The organism is Streptomyces sp. a15 (assembly GCF_059026085.1).
On the sequence record NZ_JBWLKM010000103.1, the window covers coordinates 10278 to 26547 of the forward strand.

Annotated in this window: 11 protein-coding genes and 1 pseudogene; 11 read left to right on the forward strand and 1 reads right to left on the reverse strand. The window is 69.5% G+C overall.

All coding sequences use genetic code 11. From position 1 onward, the window contains the following. A pseudogene (locus AC5P09_RS45845) lies at positions 1–454 on the forward strand (PKD domain-containing protein); the annotation flags it as partial. Positions 455–627: 173 nt separating this feature from the next. Then, the gene (locus AC5P09_RS45850) at positions 628–1281 is read left to right on the forward strand and encodes an MBL fold metallo-hydrolase (protein ID WP_493879619.1); all 654 of its coding nucleotides are present in this window, start codon (positions 628–630) and stop codon (positions 1279–1281) included. A 416-nt stretch (positions 1282–1697) separates the two neighbouring features. Here the strand turns inward: AC5P09_RS45850 and AC5P09_RS45855 are convergent, their stop codons facing one another. Beyond that, positions 1698–2789 (reverse strand): LacI family DNA-binding transcriptional regulator, encoded by a 1092-nt coding sequence (locus tag AC5P09_RS45855; protein ID WP_493879620.1) that lies wholly within the window; start codon positions 2787–2789, stop codon positions 1698–1700. Positions 2790–3206: 417 nt separating this feature from the next. Here AC5P09_RS45855 and AC5P09_RS45860 point away from each other — a divergent pair, with 417 nt between their 5' ends. The 9 genes from AC5P09_RS45860 to AC5P09_RS45900 all read left to right on the forward strand — a co-directional run bounded on the left by AC5P09_RS45860 (position 3207) and on the right by AC5P09_RS45900 (position 16104). After that, entirely contained in the window at positions 3207–4586 is a 1380-nt protein-coding gene (locus AC5P09_RS45860) for an ABC transporter substrate-binding protein (RefSeq protein WP_493879621.1), read from the forward strand. An 85-nt stretch (positions 4587–4671) separates the two neighbouring features. Beyond that, on the forward strand, positions 4672–5685 hold the full coding sequence (locus AC5P09_RS45865) for a carbohydrate ABC transporter permease (protein WP_493879622.1): 1014 nt from the start codon (positions 4672–4674) through the stop codon (positions 5683–5685). After that, the gene (locus AC5P09_RS45870; protein ID WP_493879623.1) at positions 5682–6590 is read left to right on the forward strand and encodes a carbohydrate ABC transporter permease; all 909 of its coding nucleotides are present in this window, start codon (positions 5682–5684) and stop codon (positions 6588–6590) included. Before AC5P09_RS45865 ends, AC5P09_RS45870 begins: the two co-directional genes overlap by 4 nt. 125 nt (positions 6591–6715) lie before the next feature. Beyond that, positions 6716–8236: an arabinosylfuranosidase ArfA gene (gene arfA / locus AC5P09_RS45875; RefSeq protein ID WP_493879624.1), complete on the forward strand. Its 1521-nt coding sequence runs from the start codon at positions 6716–6718 to the stop codon at positions 8234–8236. Positions 8237–8331: 95 nt separating this feature from the next. Beyond that, complete coding sequence (locus AC5P09_RS45880; protein ID WP_493879625.1) at positions 8332–10380, forward strand: RICIN domain-containing protein; 2049 nt, start codon at positions 8332–8334, stop codon at positions 10378–10380. An 81-nt stretch (positions 10381–10461) separates the two neighbouring features. Next, positions 10462–12141, forward strand: coding sequence for a ribulokinase (gene araB / locus AC5P09_RS45885; protein WP_493879626.1), 1680 nt, complete (start codon positions 10462–10464; stop codon positions 12139–12141). Positions 12142–12229: 88 nt separating this feature from the next. Further along, a complete protein-coding gene (gene araA, locus AC5P09_RS45890; RefSeq protein ID WP_493879627.1) occupies positions 12230–13750 on the forward strand; it encodes an L-arabinose isomerase in 1521 nt (506 codons plus the stop codon). Positions 13751–13790: 40 nt separating this feature from the next. Beyond that, positions 13791–14516 (forward strand): L-ribulose-5-phosphate 4-epimerase AraD, encoded by a 726-nt coding sequence (gene araD / locus AC5P09_RS45895; protein ID WP_493879628.1) that lies wholly within the window; start codon positions 13791–13793, stop codon positions 14514–14516. 520 nt (positions 14517–15036) lie between these two features. Beyond that, a complete protein-coding gene (locus AC5P09_RS45900) occupies positions 15037–16104 on the forward strand; it encodes a DNA polymerase III subunit beta family protein (protein ID WP_493879629.1) in 1068 nt (355 codons plus the stop codon). Positions 16105–16270 lie beyond the last annotated feature (166 nt).

Here is a 16270-nt window from a genome sequence, read left to right on the forward strand (position 1 = left end):
CCCTGTGGTCGACGGAAAGGTCGACTTCTACAACAACACCGGCAGCGTCAACCTCATCGCCGACATCACCGGCTACTTCAGCAGCAGCGGCTCCGTCGAGCACAACGCCGGCCCGCTCCGCGTCATGGACACCCGCAACGGCACCGGCGTCCGCAAGGGCACGGTCGGCGCCGCCGCCAAGGTCACCCTGACCGTCGGTGGCAGGAACGGCGTCCCCGTGGACGCCACCGCCGTCGTCCTCAACGTCACCGCGACCGGCGGTACCTCCTCCAGCTACGTCACGGTCTACCCCGACGGCACCACCCGCTCCAGCGCGTCCAATCTCAACTTCACGGCCGGCGAGACCATACCCAACCTGGTCGTCGTCCCCGTGATCAACGGAAAGGTCGACTTCTACAACAACACCGGCAGCGTCCACCTCATCGCCGACCTGACGGGCTACTTCACCAGCTGAGCCCCAGGGCGGCGGGTCGCGAGGCGTACACCGGACGCGCGTGTGCCCGCCCACGGCAGACGGGCCTGGCCACGAACGGCTCCTCCGTGCGTGGCCAGGCCCGTCTGCGCCGGCAAGCCCGGCACCGGCCCCTGGACAGACAGAGACCGACCCGAAGAAAGGCCCGAGCAACGATGAGTTACAGCGGTGATGTCGAGGCCGGCGGTCCCGGGGACACGCGGGAGACGACCGACCTGGTGATCACGAAGATCTCGGTCGGTGAGATCGACAACAACGTCTACCTGCTCCGCTGCCGGAAGACCGGCGAACAACTCCTGATCGACGCCGCCGCCGAGCCGCGGACACTGCTCGACCTCGTCGGTGACGGCGGCCTGGCCACGGTGTTCACCACGCACCGGCACTGGGACCACCATCGGGCTCTGGCCGACGTGGTCGCCGCGACCGGCGCCCGCTCCCTCGTCGGACGCGACGACGCCTCCGGAATCCCGGTCGCGGACCTCCTGGTGGACGACGGCGACACCGTGCGGGTCGGGGCCGTGTCCCTCACCGCCATCCATCTGGTGGGGCACTCGCCGGGCTCCACCGCGCTGCTCCACCGCGACCCGAAGGGGCATCCGCACCTGTTCACCGGAGACAGCCTCTTCCCCGGCGGCATCGGCAACACGGAGAAGGACCCGGCGCGTTTCGCCTCTCTCCTCCACGACGTCGAGACGAAGATCTTCGCCGGGCTTCCGGACGAGACCTGGGTCTACCCGGGCCATGGCAAGGACACCACGCTGGGAGCGGAGCGACCGTCGCTGCCGCAGTGGCGGGCCCGGGGCTGGTAACGCGCGAGCAGCATCCGACGGCCGCCGTGCGACTACGTAGGACACCAGTTGAACCGTGTGCCGCCCACTGGACCGCGTGGGCTTCCCGCCGTCTTCTGGTGGATGCGGGCCGGCCTGCTGACAACTGGCTCGGCGCCTTCGCAGGGCCGATGCCGGCTTTCTCCCTCACCGCGGACCGGGGCTGCTCCGGCTCGTACACCGGACTGGTCGTCTCGCTGCTCGGGCTCGGCTCGATCGTCGGCACGTGGCCGGTGGCGTCCTCGCGGACCGGTGTGGACGACGCGTCACCCTGGTCTCAGGCCATGTCCGGACAGCCGTCAGCATGGCTGCCCCGGGGCTCGTGCAGGACCGTACCGCCGTGGCCGCCGCCACGTTCGCGGTGGGGGTGGGGACCCGGGTGGTGCGACCGGCCGCGCTCAATAGGCGACGAGATCAGTGCCATCGCCCTCGGACGAGTGCCGTGGCACATCATGGGTGTCGTGCCCGGCGTGCCGCCCCACGGTGCTTTCGCGCACGATGAGCTGATGGGGTGCCCGGATCTCCAGACCCGGTACGGGCGTCGGGCTGGTGATCCGGTTGAGCAGCCGCTCGACCGCCGTTTCGGCGATCAGTTTCTTGTCCGGCGAGATCGTCGTGACGGACGGGTTGGCGTACCGGCCGTCCTCGATGTCGTCGTAGCCGATGACGGCGACGTCCTCGGGAACACGCAGTCCGCGGGAGGCCAGCGTGCGCATGGCGCCCAGGGCCACCAGGTCGCTGTAGCAGAAGACCGCGTCCGGCGGCTCCTCCAGATCGAGCAGGTGGGCCATGGCGGCGGCGCCGTCGGAGCGGTTGAAGCGCGGCGTGGAGACGACGAGCTCCTCGTGAACGGGCAGCCCGGCGCGCTCATGGGCCAGCCGGAAGCCCCGCGTGCGCAGCTGGGCCGCCTCGCCGGTGCGGTACGGCTGGTCGCCGATCGCCGCGATACGGCGTCGGCCGAGGCCGATCAGGTGTTCCGTGGCCTCCCGGGACGCGGTGACGTCGTCGATGCCGATGTGGTCGAAGCCGCCGTCGCTGACCCGCTCGCCGAGTACGACGAGAGGCAGGCTCGGGTCACGGCCGGACAGGTCCGCCTGGGCCAGGCCCAACGGGCTGAAGATGACCCCGTCGAAGAGCAGTCGCTCCGAGCCGCGGGAGAGGAACAGCTTCTCGTGCTCCGCGTCGCCGTCGGTCTGGTCGATCAGGACGTTGTACCCCTGGATCCGGGCGGCGCGGATGATGCCTTGCAGCAGTTCGGAGAAGTACGGCGTGTCCAGATACGGCACGACCACCGCGATCTGCCCGGAGCGTCCGGCGGCGAGGTTGCGGGCCAGCACGTTGGGCCGGTAACCGAGCTCGTCCACGGCCTGCTGGACCCGGGCGCGGGTGGCCTCGGCGACCGGCGCGTAGCCGTTGACGACGTTCGACACGGTGCGGCTGGAGACGCCGGCGCGCGCCGCCACGTCCCGAAGTGTCACACCTCTTCCCATGGTTCACCTTTGTCCTGGATACCGGTTCTGACGGTTGAAGCGTCCCTCGAAGCTTTCTTGAAGCTTTCTTTGACGTTTCCGTGAAGTTACCTATTGCAGCGCGGCAACCCGTTGGTTAACACTTCTGCAGCGCTGCAAAAGCGTAGCAGAGCCGATCCGGCTGCGTGATCAAGCAGCGCCCCCCTTCCGTGGCCGAGGCGAACCCCCGGTCCGGCGCAAGTCCCTCGTATGCAGGGCCCGTTGGTCGGCCGGCGACAGGAACACCGCCTGTCTCCGGCCCAACACCCGGACATTGTCCGGAATTTCGATCACGCTGCCTGTCCCGCTGCCTCCCGAACCGCCGGGCCGGCACGTCCTCGTACCGCTTCTCCCTCCCCTGCTCCCCTCTGCCCCAGCACCTCACCCAGGAGAACGCCCATGTCTGCCACCAGACAGCATCCGATATGCGGCCGCCGCCGCGTGGTCCGCTCCATCCGCCGGGTCGCGACCGCGGCGACGTCCGCCGCCGTCGCGGCCGCGCTCCTCGCCGCCTGCGGTGGTGGCAGCGGCGGCAGTGGTTCGGGTGCCGCCGGGAGCGGCCCCGTGCACATCAAGGTGTGGGCGTGGTACCCCCAGTTCAAGCAGGTCGTGGCCCAGTTCAACAAGACCCACAAGGACGTCCAGGTCGACTGGGTGCAGGCCGGTGTCGGCCAGGACGAGTACACCAAGCTGAAGACCGCGCTCAAGGCCGGGCAGGGTGCACCGGACGTCGTCATGCTGGAGTTCCAGGAGCTGCCGACCATCCAGCTCACCAAGGGCCTGCTCGACATGAGCAAGTACGGCGCGAACGACGACAAGGGCGACTACGTGGACTGGGCCTGGAAGCAGGTCTCCGACGGTGACCACGTCTACGCCATCCCGGTCGACGCCGGGCCCATGGCGATGCTCTACCGGGCCGACCTCTTCAAGAAGTACGGCCTGAAGATCCCGACCACCTGGGCGGAGTACAAGCAGGAGGCGGTCAAGCTGCACAAGGCCGACCCGAGCGCGTACATGACCGACTTCGGCAGCGACGAGACGGCCGCGGGCTGGCTCCAGGGCCTGCAGTGGCAGGCCGGCTCCCGCCCGTACGACTACGCGGCGAGCAAGCTGCCGGGCATCGGGGTCAAGATGAACGACGCCGGCGCCAAGAAGGTGTACGACTACTGGGGCGACCTGGTGAAGAACAAGCTCGTCGACACCGCCTCGTACGCGACCACCGACTTCTACAACGGGCTCAGCAGCGGCAAGTACGCCACCTACCTCGCCGCCGGCTGGGGGCCCGGCTACCTCTCCAGCGTGGCGAAGAAGACCGCGGGCAAGTGGCGCGCGGCTCCGCTGCCGCAGTGGACGGCCGGGGGCAACGCGCAGGGCGACTGGGGCGGTTCATCCTTCTCGGTGACCAGCCAGACCCAGCACCCCAAGGAGGCCACCGAGGTCGCCCGGGAGCTGTTCGGCACCTCGCAGGCCGCCTGGAAGATCGGCATCGACCAGGCCTACCTGTTCCCGACCGTCAACTCGGTCCTCAACGGCGCGTACTTCGAGGACAAGAAGTACGACTTCTTCGGCGGCCAGCAGGTCAACAAGGTCTTCGTGCCCGCCGCGAACGGCATCGGGACCTTCGACTGGAGCCCGTTCCAGGACTACGCCTACAACACCCAGACCACCGAGGTCGGCAAGGCGATTCAGGGCCAGACCCCGTGGTCGTCCGTCGCCGACAACGTCCAGCAGCAGGTGACCTCCTACGCGTCCAAGCAGGGCTTCAAGGTCAACAAGTAGCCCGCCCGCTGTACCGCCCCCGCCGACGCCGATCCGACCCACGCCAGTCGTCGGCGGGGGTATCCAGACTCGCAAGGAGATGCTGATGAGCCCGCTCAGGCAGGGATCCGCTGCGGCCGCCGCAGCCGCGCCCCCTGACACACCGGTCCGGAGGGGCCGTGACGCCGTGACGGCCGGCGGGAACGCCCGACCGAGTACCGGACCGCGTACCGGGCGGCTGTCCTCCCACACCCGTCACAAGGTGATGGGCCTGTTCCTGGTCACCCCGTTCACCCTGCTGTTCCTCGCCTTCCTGGTGGCCCCGCTCGGCTACGCCTTCTGGCTGAGCCTGCACACCTCCACCCTGGTCGGCGGCGACCACTTCAGCTGGTTCGCCAACTACAAGCAGGCCTTCACCGACCATCAGTTCCTGTCCGGCCTGGGACGGGTCGTGCTCTTCGGTGTCGTACAGATTCCCCTCATGCTGGGGCTCGCGCTCCTCGGGGCCCTGCTCATCGACGAGGTCGGCAGCCGCCTCGCCAAGGTCTTCCGGATGACCTTGTTCATGCCGTACGCCGTGCCCGCGGTGATCGGCGCCCTGATGTGGGGCTTCCTGTACAGCCCGACGTTCGGCCCCGTCCAGTCGCTCAGCCACGCGCTGGGCCTGGGCTCGGTCAACCTGCTCTCCCACAGCCTGATGCTGACCTCGCTGGGCAACATCGTGACCTGGCAGTGGACCGGCTACAACATGATCGTCCTCTACGCCGCGCTGCAGGGCCTGCCCCGCGAGGTCTACGAGGCGGCGAAGCTCGACGGAGCCAGTCCGGTGCAGACGGCCCTGCGCATCAAGATCCCGATGGTTTCCTCGGCGATGGTGCTCACACTGATGTTCACCATCATCGGCACCCTCCAGTTCTTCACCGAGCCGCGGGTCCTGCGCCCGATCGCGTCCTCGGTGATCACCCCGGACTACACGCCGAACCTCTACGCCTACAACCTGGCTTTCCAGTACTCGGAGTTCAACTACTCCGCCGCGATCTCCTTCGCCCTCGGCGCGGTGGTCTTCGTCGGCTCCTACCTGTTCCTGTTCGCCGCGCGCCGAAGGAGCGGACTGAAGTGACGACGACCGCCGTGGCCGCCCCCGCCAGCCCCACCACCCGCCCCGCGCGCCGCAAGGCACCCGTCTCCAAGGGTCGCGTCACCGTCAACGTGGTGATGGTGGCGTTGATCCTCTACTTCCTGATGCCGTTCTGGTGGCTGGTGGTCGCCTCCACCAAGAACAACGACGCGCTGTTCTCCACCGCAGCGCTGTGGTTCCACTCGCCGGGTTCCTTCTTCAGCAACCTCCAGCAGCTGTTCACGTACAACGACGGCGAGTACCTGCGCTGGATGGGCAACACCGCCGTCTACGCGGGCGTCAGCGGCTTCGGCGCCACCGCGGTGGCCACCCTCGCGGGTTACGCCTTCGCCAAGTACCGCTTCCCCGGCCGGAATCTGCTGTTCTCCAGCCTGCTCGGCGCGATCATGGTCCCCGCGACCGCGCTGGCCATCCCGACGTATCTGCTGCTGAGCAAGGTGGAACTGACCGACACCATGTGGGCGGTCATCCTGCCCTCGCTGCTCAACCCGTTCGGCGTCTACCTGATGCGGGTGTACGTGCAGGAATCCCTGCCGGACGAACTCCTTGAGGCGGCCCGCGTCGACGGAGCCGGAGAACTGCGCACCCTGTTCTCCGTGGCGCTGCCGACCCTGAAGCCCGCCCTGGTGACCGTGCTGCTGTTCTCCATGGTCGGCACCTGGAACAACTTCTTCCTGCCGCTGGTGATGCTCAACAACGACAAGCTGTTCCCGCTCACCGTCGGTCTTCAGTCCTGGTACGCGGGCGCGATGGTGCAGAGCGGTGCCAACGCGTTGTTCACACTGGTCGTCGTGGGCTCGCTGGTGGCGATCCTGCCGCTGATCCTCGCCTTCCTCCTCCTCCAGCGGTACTGGCGCGGCGGTCTGACCGTCGGCAGCCTCAAGTGACCCAGGGGGCTCAGCCGAGCCCCCACCTACCCCCGCGCGCCTCCACCTACTCCCGCGCGTTCCTCTCCTCCCGCGTCGGCCGCCGCCCCGCGGTCCTCCCCGCGCGCCTTCTTCCGGAGCGATTCATGCTGCACGCCTCCCTGACCGTCGACCCCGCCTTCCGCGTCGCCGACGTCAGCCCCCGCACCTTCGGCTCGTTCGTCGAGCACATGGGCCGATGCGTCTACACCGGCATCTACGAACCCGGCCACTCGCACGCCGACGAGGACGGCCTGCGCCGCGACGTGCTGGACCTGGTCCGCGAACTGGGCGTGACCACCGTCCGCTACCCCGGCGGCAACTTCGTCTCCGGCTTCCGCTGGGAGGACAGCGTCGGCCAGGTGGCCGAGCGCCCCACCCGCCTCGACCTCGCCTGGCACAGCACCGAGACCAACGCCTTCGGACTGCACGAGTTCCACACCTGGGCCGCCAAGGCCGGCGTCGAGCCGATGATGGCCGTCAACCTCGGCACCCGGGGCGTCCAGGAGGCCCTCGACCTGCTGGAGTACTGCAACCATCCGGGCGGGACCGCCTGGTCCGACCAGCGGATCAAGAACGGCGCCCAGGACCCCTTCGGCATCCGGATGTGGTGCCTGGGCAACGAGATGGACGGCCCCTGGCAGACCGGCCACAAGACGGCCGCGGAGTACGGCCGCCTGGCGGCCGAGACCGCCCGGGCCATGCGCATGGTCGACCCCGGCCTGGAACTGGTGGCCTGCGGCAGCTCCAGCTCCTCGATGCCGACCTTCGGCGCCTGGGAGGCCACCGTCCTGGAGGAGGCCTACGACCAGGTCGACTACATCTCCTGCCACGCCTACTACGAGGAACTCGACGGCGACCTCGGCAGCTTCCTGGCCTCCGGGGTCGACATGGACCACTTCGTCGAGTCCGTGGTCGCCACCGCCGACCACATCCGCGCCAAGCAGCGCAAGAAGAAGCGGATCAACCTCTCCTTCGACGAGTGGAACGTCTGGTACCAGTCCCGCTTCGAGGCGCAGGACAAGCCCGCCGACTGGGCGGTCGCCCCGCGCGTGATCGAGGACGAGTACAACGTCGCCGACGCTGTCGTCGTCGGCGGGCTGCTGATCAGCCTGCTGCGCAACAGCGACCGCGTCACCGCCGCCAGCCTCGCCCAGCTCGTCAACGTCATCGCCCCCATCCGCAGCGAGCCCGGCGGGCCCAGCTGGCGCCAGACCACGTTCCACCCCTTCGCCCAGGCCGCCCGCCACGCCCGCGGCACCGTCCTGCGGGTGGAGCCGGTGGCGCCGGTGTACGACACGGCCCGCTTCGGTGAGGTCCCGGTCGTCGACGCCGTCGCCACCCACCTGACCGGGGCCGAGCAGGCCGACGAACTGACTGTCCTCGCCGTCAACCGGCACCAGTCCGAGAACGTCGAACTCGCCCTCGACCTGCGGGCCTTCCCCGGCTACGCCCCGGTGGAGCACTCGGTGCTCAGCGACCCGGACCTCCGCGCCACCAACACCCGGCAACACCCCGACCGGGTCCGCCCGCGCGCCATCGTCACCGGTTCCGTCACCGACGGCCGTCTCGCCGTACAGCTTCAGCCCGTCTCCTGGAACGTCATCCGGCTGCGCCGCGTCGGCTGACACCTCCCCATGACACCGCCGCTCCCGACCGGGCCGGTCCCGGGAGCGGCGGCCCCCAAGGCACCACCTCCCCCTGACGGTTATGGGAGCCGCACATGCCCACCACCAGGGAAGGCGCCAGACTCCGCGCCGTTCCACGCACCTACGCAGTGACGTTTCTCCTCGCCCTTCTCGCAGCAGCCGTCGTCCTCGTCCTGCCCGCCTCGGGCCAGGCGCACGCGGTCGCCCGTGCCTCCCAGACGATGTACACACCGCCGTCGGGCGCGCCGTCCCCGGGCTCGCTCTACCCGCGGGCGGTACGTCTGCAGTACAGCGGTTCGTCCAACGGCACCCTGCTTGCCACGTTCGAGCAGTACAGCTCGGGCACCCCCGTCTTCCCGGTCTACCGCAGCACCGACAACGGCAACAGCTGGACGCAGATCTCCAGCATCAGCGACACGCACAACGGTTTCGGCATGCGCTACCAGCCGTTCCTGTACGAACTGCCCACCGCCATCGGCAACTTCCCGGCCGGCACGATCCTCGCCGCGGGCAACTCCATCCCGAGCGACCTGTCGTCGACCGAACTGGACCTGTACGCCAGCACCGACCACGGCACCACCTGGTCGTACGTCAGCTCCATCGCCACCGGCGGCAAGGCGGACCCCAGCAACGGCCAGACCCCGGTGTGGGAGCCGTTCCTGATGGCCTCCGGCAACAAGCTGATCGTCTACTACTCCGACCAGCGTGACCCGGACAACGGCCAGAAGATCGTCCACCAGGTCAGCACGGACGGCCTCACCTGGGGCTCTGTCGTCAACGACGTGGCCACGTCGACCTACGGCGACCGCCCGGGCATGCCCGTGGTCGCCAAGCTCCCCAACGGCAAGTACGTCATGACGTACGAGTTCTGGGGCGCCCCCGAGGGCGGCTTCGCCGTCTACTACAAGATGTCCTCCGACCCGGAGGCGTTCGGTTCCGCCACCGGCATCCCGCTCAAGGCGACCGACGGCACCCAGCCCAAGAGCTCCCCGTACATCACCTGGCTGCCCACCGGCGGCGCCAACGGCACCCTGGTGGTCAGCGCCAACAGCAGCGACGACCTGTTCCTGAACACGCAGAACGGCGCCGCGAACACCTGGACGCGCATCGCCTCCACCGTGCCCGGCGGCTACAGCCGGGGCCTTCTCCCGCTGGCGGACGGCCACAGCCTGCTGGTCCTCAGCGGCGGCCACCTCACCGACACCGGCCTCAACCCCGTCACCTACGGCACCATCGACCTGGGCGGCGGCATCTCCGACGGCGCCACCTACACCGCGTCCAACGCCAACAGCCACCTGATGCTCACCATCGCGGGCGGCTCCACCACCAGCGGCGTCAACGCCACCCAGCAGAACGCCGACAACGCGAGCGACCAGAAGTGGCGGTTCGTCCAGCAGACGTCCGGCTACTTCAAGATCTTCAACGTGGCCAGCGGCAAGGTCCTTGGCGTGGAGAACCAGTCCACCGCCAACGGCGCCAAGGTCCTGCAGTGGGACGACAACGGCACCCTCGACCACGAGTGGGCCGTATCCCCCGACCCGGCGGGCGGCTTCACCGCGGTCAACCGGATCAGCGGCAAGTACCTGGAGATCCCCAGCGCCTCCACCACGGTCGGCACGGCCGCCGGCCAATGGGCCGCCACCGGCTGCGCCTGCCAGCGCTGGAATCTCACCCAGACCGCCCTGCCGAACCTGTCCACCGGCCAGTACGTCCTGGTGAACAAGAACAGCGGCCGGTACTTGGAGATCCCGGGCGCCTCCACCGACACGGGCAAGCAGGCGGGTCAGTGGCAGAACACCGCCAACGACTGCCAGTGGTGGACCTTCCAGTCGCAGAGCGGCGGGTCGTGGACGGTGAAGAACGTCAACAGCGGTCTGAACCTCGACATCAGCAACGGCTCGACCTCGTCCGGCGCGGCCGTCGTCCAGAACACGTCCTCCGCCGCGAGTTCGCAGAAGTGGACGCTGACGGACGCGGGCGGCGGCTACTACAAGCTCGTCGACGTCGGCAGCGGCCTGGTGGCGGACGTCGCCTCCGCCTCCACCGCCAACGGGGCGCTGATCGTCCAGTCGACGGACAACGGCGCCGATGACGAACTCTGGCAGATCGTCCGGGTCAACTGACCCCACCACTCCCTGACGCCGCGGGCCCGGACCCTGCACCGGGCCCGCCGGCACAGCCCTCTCCACAGAAAGACGCCGACCGTGACTGAAGCACAAGACGAACGGAAGACCGCCGAAACGTACGTCGTCGGCGTCGACTTCGGCACCCTGTCGGGCCGGGCCGTCGTGGTACGCGTCCGTGACGGCGCCGAACTGGCCGTAGCCGAGCACCCGTACGCGCACGCCGTCCTCGACCGCGAACTGCCGGACGGCACCCGGCTGCCGCCCGACTGGGCCCTGCAAGCCCCCTCGGACTACATCGACGTACTGCGCAGCGCCGTACCCGAGGCCCTGGCCCGCTCCGGTGTACGGCCGGACCAGGTGATCGGCGTCGGAACGGACTTCACCGCCTGCACGGTTCTGCCGGTGCTCGCCGACGGCACGCCCCTGTGCGAGCTGCCCGGCCTCGCCGGCCGTCCGCACGCCTACCCCAAACTGTGGCGCCACCATGCCGCCCAGGCGCAGGCCGACCGGATCACGGCGCTCGCCGAGGAACGGAAGGAGGACTGGCTGGCGCGCTACGGCGGACGGATCTCCTCGGAGTGGGAGTTCGCCAAGGCGCTTCAGGTGCTGGAGGAGGACCAGGAGGTCTACCACCGGACCGAGCGCTGGCTGGAGGCCGCGGACTGGATCGTGTGGCGCCTGTGCGGCAGGTACGTCCGCAACGCCTGCACCGCCGGCTACAAGGGCCAGTTCCAGGACGGCTCCTACCCGTCCCCCGAGTACCTGGCGGCGCTGAACCCCGGCTTCGCGGACTTCGTGACCGACAAGCTCGACCAGCCCATCGCCCAACTGGGCGAGGAAGCGGGCAGGCTGACGGCCGAGGCCGCGGCCTGGACGGGCCTGCCGGAGGGCATCTCGGTCTGTGTCGGCAACGTCGACGCGCATGTGACGGCGCCCGCGGCGGCCGCGGTCGAGCCCGGCCAGATGGTGGCCATCATGGGCACCTCGACCTGTCACGTGATGAGCTCCGACCGTCACGAGACGGTGCCGGGCATGTGCGGCGTCGTCGACGGCGGCATCCTGCCGGGCCTGTGGGGCTACGAGGCCGGTCAGAGCGGCGTCGGCGACATCTTCGGCTGGTTCGTGCGCAACGGCTTCCCCGCGTCGTACGCCGAAGAGGCCGCCGTACTCGGTCGCGACCCGCATGAACACCTCACCGCCCTGACCGCCGGGCAGAAGGTCGGCGAGCACGGCCTGATCGCCCTGGACTGGCACAGCGGCAACCGCTCCGTCCTGGTCGACCACGACCTGAGCGGAGTGCTGGTCGGCCTGACGCTGTCCACCCGCCCGGAGGACATCTACAGGGCGCTGCTGGAAGCCACCGCCTTCGGCACCCGCACCATCATCGAGACGTTCGAAACCGCCGGGGTGCCGGTGGAGGAGCTCATCATCGCGGGCGGCCTGACGAAGAACGCGCTGCTGATGCAGATCTACGCCGACGTCACCGGCCGCCCGCTCGGCGTCATCGGCTCCGCGCAGGGCCCGGCACTCGGCGCCGCGATGCACGCCGCGGTCGCCGCCGGCGCGTACCCCGACATCCGGGCCGCGGCCCGTGCCATGGGCAAGCTTCACCGCCACGCCTACCGGCCCGACCCCGAACGCGCCGCGGCCTACGACCGCCTGTACGCCGAATACCGGCTCCTGCACGACTACTTCGGCCGCGGCACCAACGACGTCATGCACCGGCTGCGCCGCATCCGCGCCGAGGCATCTGCCTGACGCGACCCCAGGTGCGCCGGAGATGCGCCCCGAGATGCGCCCCGACATGCGCCCCGAGATGTGACCCAAGTGTGAAAGGCCCTCCGCCATGACGACACCCACCACGAAGCCGTACGACCGCCAGGAGATCTGGTTCCTCACCGGAAGCCAGGGCCTGTACGGCGACGACATCCTGCAACAGGTCGCCCATCAGTCGCGGCAGATCGCCGAACGGTTCGACTCCGGCCCGCAGATCCCGCTGCGGGTCGTGTGGAAGCCGGTCCTCACCGACGCCGAGTCGATCCGGCGGCTCTGCCTGGAGGCGAGCGCCTCCGACACGTGCGTGGGTGTGATCGTGTGGATGCACACCTTCTCACCGGCCAAGATGTGGATCGCCGGACTCAGCGCCCTGGACCGCCCCCTCCTGCACCTGCACACCCAGTACAACCTGTCGCTGCCCTGGTCGAGCATCGACATGGACTTCATGAACCTCAACCAGGCCGCCCACGGCGACCGCGAGTTCGGCCACATCGAGGCACGGCTCGGCGTCGACCGCAAGATCGTCGCCGGTCACGCCACCGACCCGAGGGTCGTCCGGCGCGTCGCGGCCTGGGCACGGGCCGCCGTCGGCCGCCAGGCGGCGCGCACCCTGCGCCTGGCGCGGTTCGGCGACAACATGCGCGACGTGGCCGTGACCGAGGGCGACAAGGTCGAGGCCCAGCTGCGGTTCGGGTTCTCCGTGAACACCTACGCCGTCAACGACCTGGTCGCCGTCGTCGACGACGTCGAGGACAAAGCAGCCGCCGAACTCGCCGCCGAGTACGTCGAGTCGTACGACGTGGTCCCCGCGCTGCGCCCCGGTGGCATCCGCCACGACTCGCTGCTGTACGCGGCCCGTCTGGAACTCGGCATGCGCGCCTTCCTCACCGAGGGCGGCTTCACCGCCTTCACCACCAACTTCGAGGACCTCGGCGGTCTGCGCCAGCTGCCGGGCCTGGCTGTCCAGCGCCTGATGGCGGACGGTTACGGCTTCGGCGGCGAGGGCGACTGGAAGACCTCCGCGCTGCTGCGCACGATGAAGGTCATGGGTCAGGGACAGCCCGGCGGTACCACCTTCATGGAGGACTACACCTACCACCTCGGCCCGGGCACCCCGCGCGTCCTCGGCGCCCACATGCTGGAGGTCTGCCCCTCGGTGGCCGCCGACCGCCCCCGCTGCGAGATCCACCCCCTGTCCATCGGCGGCCGCGAGGATCCCGTCCGCCTGGTCTTCAACGCCGCCCCCGGCCCCGCCGTCGTCGTCGGCCTCTGCGACCTCGGCGACCGCTTCCGGCTGACCGCCAACACCGTCGACGTCGTCACCCCCAGCGAAACCCTGCACCGCCTGCCGGTCGCCCGCGCCGTCTGGAAGCCCCGACCCTCGCTCGCCGAGTCCGCCGAGAGCTGGCTGCTCGCCGGCGCCCCGCACCACACCGTGCTCAGCTCCGCCGTCGACACCGAGACCCTCACCGACTACGCCGCCATGACCGGCGTCGAGCTCCTCACCATCGACGAGCACACCAGCACCGAGCAATTCACCAAGGAGATCCGCTGGAACGCCGCCTACCACCGGCTGGCCCAGGCCCTGTGAGCCCTGTGACACCCGTGATCCGCACCCAAGGAGACGACCGATGACCGCACGAGTCCGTGACGGCCTGCGGGAAGAGGTACTCGACGCGAACCTGGCCATCCCCCAGGTCGGCCTGGCCACGCTCACCTGGGGGAATGTGAGCGGCGTCGACCGCGAGGCGGGCGTCTTCGTCATCAAGCCCTCAGGCATCCCCTACGAGGATCTCGCCCTCGGTCATCTGGTGACGGTCCGCCTCTCCGACGGCGAGGTCGTCGACGGCGACCTGCGTGCCTCCACCGACACCGAGACCCACCGCTGCCTCTACCTCGCCTTCCCCTCCATCGGCGGCGTCACCCACACCCACTCCACCCACGCCGTCGCCTTCGCCCAGGCCCGCCGCTACATACCCGTCCTCGGCACCACCCACGCCGACACCTTCAACGGCCCCATCCCCTGCACCCCCGACCTCACCGCCGACCAGTGCGCGAAGGACTACGAGTACAACACCGGCCGCGTCATCGTCGACCTGCTCGACGGAGACGACACCCGGGCCGCCGAGGTCCCGGCCGCCCTGGTCGCCCACCACGGCCCCTTCACCTGGGGCACCACCGCCCGCAAGTCCCTGGAACACGCCATCATCTGCGAAGCGGTCGCCGACATCGCCACCCACACCCTCGCCCTCTCACCGCAGGCCCCACCACCCCCACACCTCCTGGCCCGCCACTACACCCGCAAACACGGCCCCGACGCCTACTACGGCAACCCGGACATGGCGACCTCCGTGTGACGGGCTCTGTCCAGCACGCACGGGACGGCTCTCGCCGACCAGCCGCGGTCTTCGAGAGTCGTCAGCGTTCTCGCCCGGGCTTGCATGAGTGGCCGCTCAGCAGACGCGCCTCCATGCTGTCGAGGACGGCGACGGGGTTCGGTTCACTCGTGATCGATGAGGAGTGCGGGACCTTGGAGACGGCGAACCGTGCGCTGTCCCCGAGCCGCACCACGGCGTACGACCTTGCCAAGCGCGGCCGGTATCCGTGCACGGTCCTGCGTCTGGGCAACGCCATCGAAGAGGAGACAGCTGCGACACCCGAGGCGGAAGTGGGCGGCTTGTCGTCGAGCTGCTGTTGTTGCTGTGTGCGCCGCTGCGCTCGTCGGCGCGAGGAGTGTAAGCGAGAGGCCTGCGAGTGATGGCCAACGTCTCGTATGTGTGATCTCGACAAGCCGTGCCACCATGGTGTCGCCAAGGAGCTGTGCAGGTTGACCCTCGACCTTGTTCAGGGACCAGAGTGCTGGGTGTGGAGAACGACATGCGCAGCATTGGCGATGTGGCCCGCGACAGCGGCCTGGGTGTGAGCGCCCTGCGGTTCTACGACCGTGCCGGTGTGCTGGTCCCGGCCTGGGTGGATCCGGTGAGCGGTTATCGCTGGTACGAACCCGAGCAGCTCGAAGAGGCCCGGCTGCTGGCCCGCTTGCGCCGGGCCGGGATGCCGCTGGCGGACATCCGGCTGGTGCTGGCCAGCTGGTCCGGCGCGGACAGTGATCTGGTCCGGAAACTACTCAAGGCGCACCTGCGCCGTCTCGAACAGGGGCTGTCCGATGCCCGTAGCGAGTTCTCCGCGCTCCGAGCGCTACTCGATCACAGGGAGAATGTCATGACCTCGCTCCGCATCGCCACCGTCCGGCTGTCCATCGCTGCGCCCGAGCTGGCAGCCGCGCTGGACACGGTCCGTTTCGCGGCGAGTACCGACCCGGAGCTGCCGATGCTCGGCGGGGTCCTGTTCGACATCGAGGGCGAGAGCCTCCACGTCGTGGCCACCGACCGGTACCGAATGGCTGTCGCGCAGGCCGGTATCGCCGGGCACGACGGGAGCCGAGTGCAGGTCATCGTGCCCACCCCGCTCGCCGACGCGATGCGGGCGCTGTTGGACAGCGAGGGACCCGTGCGGCTCTCTGTCGACGCTGACCGCGTGACCCTGGAAGTCGGGGACAGGCAGGCCGCCGGTCAGTGCCTCGACCACGACTTCCCCGACTACCGCCGCCTCCTCCCCGTGGCCGGCGGACGTCGCACCCTCGTCGAGGTGGCGGCGTTCCGGAAGGCCCTGGAGACCGGTCCCGTCCGTTCCGGCGAGGCCGGAGCGCATGACCTCAGCGTGCTCAGGGCGGACGCCGGCGGCACGGTGACCCTCTGCACTGACGGTGACGACGACCCGAACCGCGTGGCAGTCAACCGTGAGTTCCTGCTGGACGCGCTGGCCGCCGGGTCCCGGGCCCGACTGATTCTGGAGTTCGGCGCACCCACGGCGCCGATCGCGATTCGCCGGCCCGACGATGAGGGCACCTTCTCGATGCTGATGCCGGTCCGCCTGGAGGACTGACGGTACGTTCACCCTGATCCGGCCCGCCCAGACCAACCGGACGGAGCCGGATCAGGGTGTTGGGGAACCCACTGAGGGCGACAGATGCGCAGCGCATCCTGGAGGACGCCCTGCTCACCCGGCTCGCCCAGCAGATCCACGACCGCACCGTCGACGCCCGCGACCT

What these genes read in the sequence shown, in the direction of transcription:
- AC5P09_RS45850 (WP_493879619.1), top strand. Translation starts at nt 628, where the DNA reads ATGAGTTACAGCGGTGATGTCGAGGCCGGCGGTCCCGGGGACACGCGG.
- AC5P09_RS45855 (WP_493879620.1), bottom strand. Translation starts at nt 2,789, where the DNA reads ATGGGAAGAGGTGTGACACTTCGGGACGTGGCGGCGCGCGCCGGCGTC.
- AC5P09_RS45860 (WP_493879621.1), top strand. Translation starts at nt 3,207, where the DNA reads ATGTCTGCCACCAGACAGCATCCGATATGCGGCCGCCGCCGCGTGGTC.
- AC5P09_RS45865 (WP_493879622.1), top strand. Translation starts at nt 4,672, where the DNA reads ATGAGCCCGCTCAGGCAGGGATCCGCTGCGGCCGCCGCAGCCGCGCCC.
- arfA (WP_493879624.1), top strand. Translation starts at nt 6,716, where the DNA reads ATGCTGCACGCCTCCCTGACCGTCGACCCCGCCTTCCGCGTCGCCGAC.
- AC5P09_RS45880 (WP_493879625.1), top strand. Translation starts at nt 8,332, where the DNA reads ATGCCCACCACCAGGGAAGGCGCCAGACTCCGCGCCGTTCCACGCACC.
- araA (WP_493879627.1), top strand. Translation starts at nt 12,230, where the DNA reads ATGACGACACCCACCACGAAGCCGTACGACCGCCAGGAGATCTGGTTC.
- araD (WP_493879628.1), top strand. Translation starts at nt 13,791, where the DNA reads ATGACCGCACGAGTCCGTGACGGCCTGCGGGAAGAGGTACTCGACGCG.
- AC5P09_RS45900 (WP_493879629.1), top strand. Translation starts at nt 15,037, where the DNA reads ATGCGCAGCATTGGCGATGTGGCCCGCGACAGCGGCCTGGGTGTGAGC.